General features: G+C 69.4%; 3 protein-coding genes. 2 read left to right on the top strand and 1 reads right to left on the bottom strand.

The window, feature by feature from the left end:
• Positions 1 to 430: 430 nt before the first annotated feature.
• Positions 431 to 6,346 (bottom strand): excinuclease ABC subunit UvrA, encoded by a 5,916-nt coding sequence (locus ACT54X_RS25765; RefSeq protein WP_476349438.1) that lies wholly within the window; start codon positions 6,344 to 6,346, stop codon positions 431 to 433.
• Positions 6,347 to 6,604: 258 nt separating this feature from the next.
• Here ACT54X_RS25765 and ACT54X_RS25760 point away from each other — a divergent pair, with 258 nt between their 5' ends.
• Positions 6,605 to 7,351, top strand: a complete 747-nt coding sequence (locus ACT54X_RS25760) for a GntR family transcriptional regulator (RefSeq protein WP_295529406.1) — start codon at positions 6,605 to 6,607, stop codon at positions 7,349 to 7,351.
• Positions 7,348 to 9,120: a dihydroxy-acid dehydratase gene (gene ilvD / locus ACT54X_RS25755; RefSeq protein WP_476349436.1), complete on the top strand. Its 1,773-nt coding sequence runs from the start codon at positions 7,348 to 7,350 to the stop codon at positions 9,118 to 9,120. Before ACT54X_RS25760 ends, ilvD begins: the two co-directional genes overlap by 4 nt.
• Positions 9,121 to 9,140: the final 20 nt, after the last annotated feature.

Raw genomic sequence — 9,140 nt, 5'->3', positions numbered from 1 at the left:
AAACCCCTCACCAGCCAAACTCAGCAACCAAAGGCTACGTATCAGTCAGCGAGCCCGCCAGTATACGAGGGTTTTCGATAGGGACGCAAGAGGCGTCCTACAAAAATTTTCAAACGGCGGGGAGCATGCCCGCATCCGGGGCGACCAAGCCCAGCGGGGGCGGACAAACAAGGGGCACGCAACCGGGACTGACGGCCGACGAGGCAGGGAGTTTCTCTGGAATGTCATGTCCCACGGCTGTTCGACGGCCCAGGAGCACATCCGCCATCGGCCAGTCGAGACACACCCCTTATAGAAGTAGATGCACAAAAGCAGGGGCCAGCACCAGACGTACCTTCTCACGCGTCTTCCGCGCGGCCCCGCAGCCGAGATGAAGCGACTGGCCAGTCACCCGCACAAGCCAGCCCTTGCTGCCGCACTTCCAGCCGCGTCACACCCGAACAGCCCCGCGCTCCAGAACTGAACGCAGCGCGACGCCCGTGTGTGTGCCTTGCGCGACCACATCCTCGGGCGGCGCCGACGCCACCACCCGTCCGCCGCCGGATCCACCTTCCGGCCCCAGATCGACGATCCAGTCGGCTTCGGCGATGAGGTCGAGGTCATGCTCGATGACGACGACGCTGTGATTGGCATTGACCAGCCGATGCAACACGTGGATCAGCTTCTCGACGTCCGCCATGTGCAGGCCGACCGTGGGCTCGTCCAGCACATACAAGGTGTGGGGCGCCTTGTTGCCGCGGCGCGTGACGTCGTCGCGCACCTTGCTCAGCTCGGTCACCAGCTTGATCCGCTGCGCCTCGCCGCCCGACAGCGTCGGTGAAGGCTGCCCCAGCGTGAGGTAACCCAGCCCCACATCCTTGAGCAACTGCAGCGGATGGCTGATGTTCGGCATGCTGGCGAAGAACGCCACGGCCTCGTCCACTTCCATCTGCAGCACGTCGCCGATGCTCTTGCCGCGCCAGGTGACAGCCAGCGTCTCCGGGTTGAAGCGCGCGCCGTGGCAGACCTCGCAGGGCACCTTCACGTCCGGCAGGAAGCTCATCTCGATGGTGCGCACGCCCGCGCCCTCGCAGCCCGGGCAGCGGCCTTCGCCGGTGTTGAAGCTGAAGCGACCCGGGCCGTAGCCGCGGGCCTTGGCTTCCAGGGTGTCCGCGAAGAGCTTGCGGATCGTGTCCCAGAAACCGATGTAGGTGGCGGGGCAACTGCGCGGCGTCTTGCCGATGGGGGTCTGGTCGACCTCGAGCACGCGGTCGATCTCCTCGTAGCCCGCCACGCCGGTACAGCCGACCCACCGGGGGCGCTTACCCGCCGCATCGGCATCACGACCGGCCCTGGTCGAACGCTGCTGCACGATGGCCTGCACGTTGGCCAGCAGCACGTCGCGCGCCAGCGTGGACTTGCCCGAGCCGCTGACGCCGGTGACCACCACCAGACGGTTGAGCGGAATGCTCACGTCGACCGACTGCAGGTTGTGCAGGTTTGCGCCGGCGACAGCGAGCCAGGACACGGCGCCCTCGCCTTCCTCGGCGGTCTCTGAAACCAGCCGCCGTGCATGCAGCGGGTGCCGGATCGCATCGCGCAGATACCGGCCGGTCAACGACTCCTCGGACTGCTGGACTTCGTCCACAGTGCCCTGCGCGACCAGACGCCCGCCGCGCTTGCCCGCGCTGGGGCCGATGTCGATCACATGGTCGGCACGGCGGATGGTGTCCTCGTCATGCTCGACCACCACCAGCGTGTTGCCCTTGTCCCCCAGCTTGTGCAGGGCGTCCAGCAGGATCTGGTTGTCGCGCGCATGAAGGCCGATGGTCGGCTCGTCCAGCACGTAGCACACGCCCTGAAGGTTGCTGCCCAGCTGCGCCGCCAGGCGGATCCGCTGCGCCTCGCCACCGCTGAGCGTGGGCGCACCGCGGTCCAGGGTCAGGTAGCCCAGGCCGACTTCCTCCAGGAATTCGAGCCGGCTGCCTATCTCGGGGATCAGGTCGCGCGCGATGTCAGCCTGCCGGCCTTCCAGCGCCAGCGACTCGACCCAGCGCCGCACGTCCGTCACCGACAGCCGCGCGATCTCGGCGATGCCCACGCCCGCGAACTTGACCGCCCGTGCCGTGGCATTGAGCCGCGTGCCTTCGCAGGTGGGGCAGACGGTGTCGCCCACATCCTCCGCCTCGGGCTCGGCGAAGGTCTGCTCGCGGCCACGTTGATCGTCGGCCAGCACCGAGTCGTCGAAGACCTTGCGCTGTTCGCGCGTGAGCTTGACGCCGGTGCCGACGCAGTCGGGGCACCAGCCGTGCTTGCTGTTGTAGCTGAACAGGCGCGGGTCGAGCTCCGCATACGACGTGGCGCACACAGGGCAGGCGCGCAGCGTGGAGAAAACATGCGCATGGCCGATGCCGGCGGTGGACTGCCCCGCCTCCATCGCAGCCCGCAGCGCGCCAATGTCGGACAGTACGTGCACCACGCCCTTGCCGTGCTCCAGCGCCGAGGTCACTGCCTGGCGCAGCAGCGACTCGGCCGAAGGCAGCACATCCGCGCTGGCCACCGGCAGCTCGATGCTGTGTTCCTTGAAGCGGTCCAGGCGCGGAAAGCCGGTGGTCGGCAGGAACTGGCCATCCACCCGCAGGTGCGTGTAGCCGCGGGGGCGCGCCCAGTCCGCCAGCTCGGTGTAGACGCCCTTGCGGTTCGTCACCAGGGGCGCCAGCAGGCCGACGTGCTGGCCGCGGAACTGCCGCATGACCTGGGCCACGATGCTGTCCGGCGTCTGCGGCTGCACGGCCGCGCCATCGCGGATGCAGTGCTGCACGCCCAGCTTGACGTACAGCAGCCGCAGGAAGTGCCAGACCTCGGTCGTCGTGCCCACCGTGCTCTTGCGACCGCCGCGCGACAGCCGCTGCTCGATGGCGACCGTGGGCGGAATGCCGTAGACGGCGTCCACCTCCGGCCGGCCAGCCGGCTGCACGATGCTGCGGGCATAGGCATTGAGCGATTCCAGGTAGCGCCGCTGCCCTTCGTTGAACAGGATGTCGAAGGCCAGCGTCGACTTGCCCGAGCCGCTCACGCCCGTCACCACGCTGAACTTGCCGCGCGGAATCTCCACGCTCAGGTTCTTGAGGTTGTGCTCGCGCGCATTGACGATCTCGATGGCGTCGCGGCCCGGCGCGGGCACCGGGCGGTACCGCGCGGCCGATTCCCGCACGACGCGCGCCGCGGGCCCGAGCGCCGTCTCGTAGGCGGCGAGGGCCATGCCGGTGTGCGTGCCCGGCATCTCGCGCACCTGCTCGGGCGTGCCCTGGGCCACGATGCGTCCACCGCCGTCGCCGCCTTCGGGGCCGAGGTCGATCACCCAGTCGCTGGCGCGGATCACGTCCAGGTTGTGCTCGATCACCACCAGCGAATGGCCGGCGTCGAGCAGCTTGCGCAGGGCGCGCATCAGCCGGGCGATGTCGTCGAAGTGCAGGCCGGTGGTCGGCTCGTCGAAGAGGAAGAGCGTGCCCTTCTTGGCCAGCGGCTGGCGCGACTTGCTGCCGCCACCGGCCGCCTCGGCCAGGAAGCCAGCCAGCTTGAGGCGCTGGGCCTCGCCGCCGGACAGCGTGGGCACGGGCTGGCCCAGCTTCACATAGTCCAGGCCCACGTCGACGATGGGCTGCAGCACGCGCTGCACTTCCCTGTCGTTGGCGAACACGGCCAGGGCCTCGGCCACGGTGAGGTCGAGGACGTCGGCGACGTTGTAGACGCCCATGCCCATGCGGCCGGCGCTTGGTGCGTCCTGGGTTGGCTGCGAGGTCGAGCGGGTTGACCCGGCTTCGACGACAGGCTCAGCCCGAACGGTGGGGGCGTGCTCAGCCCGAACGGTCCTCGGGCGCTCGATGGTGACTTCCAGAATCTCCGGCCGATAACGCTTTCCGTCGCAGTCGGGGCAGCGCAGGTACACGTCCGACAGGAACTGCATCTCCACGTGCTCGAAGCCCGAGCCGCCGCAGGTCGGGCAGCGGCCGTCGCCGGAGTTGAAGCTGAACTTGGCCGCCGTGTAGCCACGCTGCCGGGCCAGCGGCGCGGTGGCGAAGATCTCGCGCACGGCATCCCACGCGCCCACGTAGCTCGCCGGGTTGGAGCGCGCCGTCTTGCCGATGGGCGACTGGTCGACGAAGACAACGTCCGACAGGTGGTCCGCGCCGAGCAGGCGGTCGTGTGCGCCGGCCGTCTCCGTGGGCTTGCCGAAGTGGCGCATCAGCGCCGGCGCCAGCACGTCCTGGATCAGCGTGGACTTGCCCGAGCCGCTGACGCCGGTGATGGCCACCAGGCGCTGCAGCGGGATGTCCACCGTCACGTCCTGCAGGTTGTGCTCGCGCGCGCCCTCCAGGATGAGCCGCGGCGTGTTCTCGGAGACGAGCCGCTTGAAGCCCATGCCGATGTGCTTGCGCCCGCCCATGTATTCGCCCGTGAGCGTGTCGGCGCCGCGCAGCTCGTCGACGGTGCCGTCGAACACGATCTGCCCGCCGCGCGCGCCGGGGCCCGGGCCCATGTCGATCACACGGTCGGCCGCGATCATCACGGCGGGGTCGTGCTCCACCACCACCAGCGTGTTGCCGGCATCGCGCAGGCGCTGCATGGCCTGGGTGATGCGGTCCATGTCGCGCGGATGCAGGCCGATGCTGGGCTCGTCCAGCACGAACAGGGTGTTGACCAGCGAGGTACCCAACGCCGTGGTCAGGTTGATGCGCTGCACCTCGCCACCGGACAGCGTGCGGCTCTGCCGGTCGAGCGTGAGGTAGCCGATGCCCACGTCGTGCAGGTAGCGCAGGCGGGTGGTGATTTCTTCGAACAGAAGCTTGAGCGCCTGTCTTTCTCCTTCCCCCTCTGGCGGAAGGCTGGGATGGGGGCTGCCCTCTGCATCGAGCGCCGCAGGCCCCCACCCCTGCCCTCCCCCAGAGGGGGAGGGGGAAGAAAGCCGGTCGAAGAACTGCCGCAGGCGCTCGATGGGCATGAGCATCAGGTCATGCAGGCAGAGGCCCGGCAGCGCCTCCAGCTGTTCGCGTGACCACTTCACACCGACCGGCATGAAGCGCTTGGCCGGCGCGAGGACGGCATCGGCATCCTCCTTGCCGCCCACGCGCCAGAGCAGGCTCTCCAGCTTGAGCCGCGCGCCGCCGCAGGCCGGGCAGGGCGTGTAGCTGCGGTACTTGGACAGCAGCACGCGGATGTGCATCTTGTACGCCTTGCTCTCCAGGTAGCCGAAGAAGCGCCGGATGCCGTACCACTGCTTGTTCCAGTTGCCTTCCTTGAAGTTGGGCGTGCCTTCGATCACCCAGTGCTTCTGCTCGGGCGTGAGCTTGTTCCAGGGCGTGTCGCGCGGAATGCCGGCCGATTCGGCATGGCGCATCAGGTCCTCCTGTGCCTCCTGCCAGGCCGGCGTCTGGATCGGCTTGATGGCGCCGGCGCGCAGCGTCAGCTTGTCGTTGGGAATCACCAGGTTGAAGTCCACCCCGATCACCCGGCCGAAGCCGCGGCAGGTGTCGCAGGCGCCCACCGCAGAGTTGAAGCTGAACATCGACGGGATCGGGTCTGCATAGCGGATGTCGCTCTCGGGGCAGTGCAGGCCGGTGGAGAACTTCCAGGTCTCGGCCTCGCCGCCCTCTTCCGCCGGCAGCGCATGCACCGTGACTCGGCCGGTGCCGCGCTTGAGCGCGACCTCCAGCGCCTCGATCACGCGCGCGCGCTCGGTGTTCGCGATGCGGAAGCGGTCGGCCACCACGTCCAGCACCTTGCGCGGGCCAGTGGGCGTGCCCACTTCGCGCTGCGCATGCACGCGGGTGAAGCCGCTGGCCGACAGCCACTGCTCCACCTCCGCCTCGCTCGTGCCGCCCGGCAGTTCGACCGGGAAGGTGACCACCACGCGCGGATCGCCAGCCGCCGCGGCACGCGCCTGCAGCTCGGCATAGATGGAATCGGGCGTGTCGTGGCGCACCGGCAGCGCGGTCTCGCGGTCGAACAGCCGGCTCGCCCGCGCGAACAGCATCTTCAGATGGTCGTTCAGCTCCGTCATCGTGCCGACCGTGGAGCGCGAGCTGCGCACCGGGTTGGTCTGGTCGATGGCGATGGCGGGCGGCACGCCTTCCACCTTGTCGACCGCCGGCTTGTCCATGCGGTCCAGGAACTGGCGGGCGTAGGCCGAGAAGGTCTCCACATAGCGGCGCTGGCCCTCGGCATACAGGGTGTCGAACACCAGGCTGGACTTGCCCGAGCCGCTGGGCCCGGTGACCACCGTCATCTCACCCGTGCGGATGTCCAGATCGATGTTGCGGAGGTTGTGCTGGCGAGCGCCGCGGATGCGGATGGAACCCTGTGTCATGCGTGCCTTGGGGATGGGGGCAGAGATTCTAGGAACGCGAACCCACCCGCACCGGCGCAAGGCTTTGGCCGGAATCCAGCCCCACGACGATCACCGGAGGCAGTTCCGCACCGTGCGGAGCGGGATCGGTGCAGGGGTGCTGCACCGGTCGCAGTCCGCACCTTGCCCCGGACGCGGGCGCCGCCGCGCGGGATAACGCCGATGACAAACGTCAGCATGGCGACTAAGATTTGATCAAACATCAAAACTCCGACCCGCATGGCTCTCGCCTCCCCGTCCGACGCGTCGGCCACCGACACCCTGGGCCTGCTCAAGCCGATCACGCGCTCGTCCGTGAACGAGTCGGTGTACCAGGCACTGCGCAACAAGCTCATGAATGGCGAATTCCGCGCCGGCCAGCCGCTGGGCATCCAGTACCTGGCCGATGCGCTGGGCACCAGCACCATGCCCGTGCGGGAGGCGCTGCGACGGCTGGTCGCGCAGCAGGGGCTGGAGCCATTGCCCAACGGCACCACGCGCGTGCCCCTGATCACGCGCGACAAGCTGGCCGACATCCGCCGCGTGCGGATGCTGGTGGAAGGCCAGGCCACCGAATGGGCCACGCCGCGGCTCCTGCCCGCCCAGCTGGACGAACTGGACGACATGGCCCGGCGCATCACGCGGGCACGGCACGCCCCCGAGAGCCTGCCCGCCAGCCTGGAGATGAACCTCGTCTTCCACTTCACCATCTACCAGGCGGCGCAATCGCCGGTGCTCATCGCCATGATCGAGAGCCTGTGGCTGCAATCGGGCGCCTACCTGCGCGCCACGCGCGCGTACCTGCACACCGACGAGCAGCCCTCCGACCATCTGCACGAGCAGACCGTGGCCGCCCTGCGCGCGGGCGACGCCGCCGCGGCGCGCCACTGCATGGAGCAGGACATCGCCTGGGTCTTCGACCGCCTCGACCCCGAACTGCCCGATCACCCCCCTTCCACGCCCTTGAAGATCCGCCCCACACCATGACCGACACACCCCGCTCCCTGCACAAGCACCGTTCCCGCGCCGTCACCGAAGGCCCGGGCCGCGCCGCCCACCGCGGCTTCCTGCGCGCCACCGGCATGGACGACGAGACGCTCGCCAAGTCGATGGTCGGCATCGTCAGCACGGCCGGCGACAACACGCCCTGCTCCAAGTCGCTCGGCCCGCAGGCCGACTACGCCCGCCTGGGCGTGGCCGAAGGCGGCGGGCACCCGGTGAGCTTCACCACCATCTCGGTCTCCGACGGCACCTCGATGGGCCACGACGGCATGCGCATGAGCCTGCTGTCGCGCGAACTGATCGCCGACAGCGTGGAGCTGGCCGTGCGCGGCCATGCCTACGACGGCCTGGTCACCTTCGGCGGCTGCGACAAGACGCTGCCCGGGATGATGATGGCCATGGTGCGGCTGAACGTGCCCTCGGTCTTCGTCTATGGCGGCTCGATGCTGCCGGGCTACTCGCCCGAGGGCGAGGAGCGCACGGTGCTCACCGCCATCGAGGGCACCGGCCGCCACCAGACCGGCGCCATCACCCTCAAGCAGCTGGACCAGATCGAGCGCACCTGCGCCATGACCGTGGGCGCCTGCCCCGGCCAGTTCACGGCCAACACCATGGCCATGGTGGGTGAGGCGCTGGGCCTGTCGCTGCTGGGCACCGCCACCATTCCGGCCGTGTACAGCGAGCGCCTGGCGCTGGCGCGCCGCGCCGGCCTGCGCGTGATGCAGATCATCGAGAACGGCGGCCCGCTGCCGCGCGAGCTCATCACCCGCGAAAGCCTGGAGAACGCCTGCGCCGCCGTGGCGGCCACCGGCGGCAGCACCAATGCGGCGCTGCACATCCCGGCCATCGCACACGAGGCCGGCATCGCCTTCACCTTCGACGACGTGGCGCGCGTGTTCCAGCGCACGCCGCTGGTGGCCGACCTGTCGCCCGGCGGCCGCTACCTGGCCAAGGACCTGAACGTCATCGGCGGCGTGCCGGTGGTGCTCAATGCGCTGCTCCAGAGCGGCCATCTGCATGGCCACACCATGACCGTCACCGGCCGCACCCTGGCCGAAGAGCTGGCGGCCTTCCCGGGACCGGACGGGCGCATCGTGCGCGAATCGGCCAAGCCCATCCATGCCTCGGGCGGGCTGGTGGTGCTCAAGGGCAACCTCTGCCCCGACGGCGCCCTCATCAAGATCGCCGGCCTCAAGTCGCTGCAGTTCGACGGCCGCGCCCGCGTCTTCGAAACCGAGGAAGATTGCATGAAGACCGTCGCCGCCCAGGCCTACGAACCGGGCAACGTGCTGGTGATCCGCAACGAAGGCCCGCGCGGCGGCCCCGGCATGCGCGAGATGCTGGCCGTCACGGCCGCCATTTATGGCCAGGGGCGCGGCGAGCAGGTCGCGCTGCTGACCGACGGCCGCTTCTCCGGCGCCACGCGCGGCATGTGCATCGGCTACGCCAGCCCCGAGTCGGCGGCCGGCGGGCCCATCGCCCTGGTGCGAGACGGCGACCGCATCCGCATCGACGCGGCGGCCGGCAGCATCGTGCTGGACGTGGACGAGACCGAACTCGAACGCCGCCGCGCCACGGCCAAGCCCTTTCAGCGCGAACGCCTGGCCGGCGCGCTGGAGAAGTACGCCAAGCTGGTCGGCCCCACCCACCTGGGCGCCGTCACGCACTCGGGCTGCGTGGATTGGCCCTATCCGGAAGAGGACCAGGTGCCGTCGCTCGGCGAGGGCCTGGGCGACAAGGACGCACAGCGATGAGCACCGGCCACCTGACGATG

This window comes from Pseudacidovorax sp. DMC4, assembly GCF_056314265.1.
The sequence above is the reverse complement of the archived record's forward strand: the minus strand, read 5'-3'. Positions and strand labels throughout refer to the sequence as shown.

Bases quoted from the DNA above. Each gene is read 5' to 3' on its own strand.
- ACT54X_RS25765 (WP_476349438.1), bottom strand. From the start codon at position 6,346: ATGACACAGGGTTCCATCCGCATCCGCGGCGCTCGCCAGCACAACCTC.
- ACT54X_RS25760 (WP_295529406.1), top strand. From the start codon at position 6,605: ATGGCTCTCGCCTCCCCGTCCGACGCGTCGGCCACCGACACCCTGGGC.
- ilvD (WP_476349436.1), top strand. From the start codon at position 7,348: ATGACCGACACACCCCGCTCCCTGCACAAGCACCGTTCCCGCGCCGTC.